Annotated in this window: 1 protein-coding gene; it reads left to right on the top strand. The window is 40.5% G+C overall.

The genetic code is table 11. The features are described from left to right. Window positions 1-137: 137 nt before the first annotated feature. Window positions 138-1,000: RNA-guided endonuclease InsQ/TnpB family protein (locus ACLGGO_RS35630; RefSeq protein WP_446422859.1), on the top strand; the 863-nt coding region annotated here is incomplete at its 3' end.

Raw genomic sequence — 1,000 nt, 5'->3', positions numbered from 1 at the left:
TTACAAGGTAAGCGATGGTGAAAGCCCTCGTGATTTATCCGAGGGATGAAACCGAGCGAGGCGTTTAGCCAAGCAACTTTAGTTGCGAGTGTTAGCTTTACTATGCTATAATTCTACCATAAGCTAAAAGTGGTAAAATGATTGTCTACGAGGGTAAGTTAAAAGGTAGAGAGTATCAGTATAGAAGGCTTGATGAAGCCATTCGTACTGGTCTGTTTATTCGTAATGCTTGCCTCCGATATTGGGAAGACGGTCAGGCTAAGAATCGCAACGATTTTTCTAAGTATTGTACGATTCTTGGTAAAAGTAAAGAATTTCCTTGGGTAAGAAAATTAAACTCCCAAGCCCGACAAGCCATGTCTGAGCGTACCTGGGCTAGTATCAGTCGATTCTTTGATAACTGTAAAAAACAAGTCAAAGGGAAGAAAGGATATCCCAAGTACAAAAAGAATCGTCCTAACCATAGTTCTGTAGAGTACAAAACCTCAGGTTGGAAGCTATCAGAAAAACGTGACCACATCACATTTACTGATGGGTTTAAAGCCGGAACGTTTAAGCTTTATGGAACTCGTGACTTAAACTACTACCAACTTACCCAAATCAAAAGGGTTAGGGTAGTACGTCGCGCCGATGGCTATTATGCTCAGTTTTGTATTGACCATGACAGGACTGAGGATAAAAAACCAACAGGTAATACTGTAGGATTAGATGTTGGGTTAAACCACTTTTATACTGACTCAAACGGTCAAACGGTTGAGAATCCGAGATTCCTGAGAAAATCAGAGAAACAACTTAAGCGTCTCCAAAAGCGGGTATCTAAGAAGTTCAAAAAAGGTCAACCCCAATCTAATAACTATAAGAAAGCTAAACAGAAGTTAGCCAAGAAACACTTGAAAGTCAGTAGGCAGCGTAAAGACTTTGCAGTAAAGACTGCATTGTGCGTAGTCCGGTCTAACGACTTGGTAGCTTATGAAGACTTGCAAGTGCGAAATATGGTCAA

It is taken from the genome of Coleofasciculus sp. (genome assembly GCF_046565525.1).
GTDB lineage: Bacteria > Cyanobacteriota > Cyanobacteriia > Cyanobacteriales > Coleofasciculaceae > Coleofasciculus.
The sequence above is the reverse complement of the archived record's forward strand: the minus strand, read 5'-3'. Positions and strand labels throughout refer to the sequence as shown.